Genomic DNA, 1,202 nt, shown 5'->3' on the forward strand with positions numbered 1-1,202 from the left:
CCCATCATAGATTTTGCAACTGGCAATGTTGGTAAAGTTCCGATAATAATTTTCGATGAAGTCTCGTCCGCAGATGGAAGAAGGTATTTGTTACGGATGTAACGGACTACATAGATTTCGGCGGGTTTGTATTCCAGTACTTCTGTTTCGGCGGCGCCAATGTGTTTACTACCCTCTGGTATATGGTTTGGTTCTATGATTACATCTTCTCTTCGCAGGTAAGGCGGTATGGTATGACGGCTATCTCTTGCTTGAGTTGCATCTTGTTTAACAACTTTCACATAAGTCACCTTCTTTGCGTCTAAGCCGTTGCAAACAGCAGCAGATTGTTCTGTTGGAATATCAAGTGCCAATTGATTCTTATCTGTTGGAATAAACCGCTCCTGGCGGACTCCAAAGATCATCTTCTTTAGTTGATTCAGTTCATGCTGCAACTGCTCAACTTTGTCGATGGCAGACTCATAGAGCTGTTTGTAATCATTATTTTTTGCTGATATACTCATTGCGATTGCAATGTTATCACATCAAAATCAATTATTTGTTAGCGCGATGTTAATGATCCGCAGATTGTCGTAAATACCGCCTGCGATACTGCACTTTATCCATCTGAATGCCTTGAAGAATAAGCATTAACTGCGTAGAAGTAAGTAGTGACTGTACCTCACCTGGCTTGGGAATTTCAAATGTTCCCTTTTCAAGCCGCTTGTAATAAATCGCAAATCCATCTTGTTGCCATTGAAGCAGCTTGATATGAGTAGCCCTGCGATTAAAGAAAATATAGACATCTCCGGTTAGAGGATCGAGGTGCATCTGCTCATTGACAATAGCCGCCAGCTTATAAAAGCTGCTACTTATCATGACTGGCTGGGCATACAGAAAGTATCTGCATGGGATGATAGTGCCAGCATTTACTTAGTGTTTAACAGCTCCTTTATCACGTCTGTGTTGACAGCCGAATGAAAAATGATCCTGGTGCCTGATAAATATATAACCTCAACAAATGGGAGTGTCACATCTGGGACAACCGCCTTCGCAGGTTTGACCTGAATAAAATGCTTCCGGCGGGGAACCTTTGCAGGAGCAGAAAACTGCTTCCTCCAGTTCTTTAACATAGACAGCGTGATTCCATGATTATCACAAAACACTTGCATTTTTACATTCGACTGGCTCCATTGCATTGCGATACTCTTCTTCTCTGATAT

3 protein-coding genes are annotated in these 1,202 nt (G+C 41.9%); all 3 read right to left on the reverse strand.

The genetic code is table 11. The features are described from left to right. Positions 1–503: hypothetical protein (locus C7475_RS32710; RefSeq protein WP_199236327.1), on the reverse strand; the 503-nt coding region annotated here is incomplete at its 3' end. Between the two features lie 49 nt (positions 504–552). Continuing rightward, entirely contained in the window at positions 553–897 is a 345-nt protein-coding gene (tnpB, locus tag C7475_RS32715) for an IS66 family insertion sequence element accessory protein TnpB (RefSeq protein WP_110057643.1), read from the reverse strand. Positions 898–908: 11 nt separating this feature from the next. Next, the coding region (locus tag C7475_RS33390; RefSeq protein WP_233260052.1) for a hypothetical protein at positions 909–1,202 on the reverse strand (294 nt) is incomplete at its 5' end.

It is taken from the genome of Chitinophaga sp. S165 (assembly GCF_003182155.1).
In the GTDB taxonomy this organism is placed as follows: domain Bacteria; phylum Bacteroidota; class Bacteroidia; order Chitinophagales; family Chitinophagaceae; genus Chitinophaga.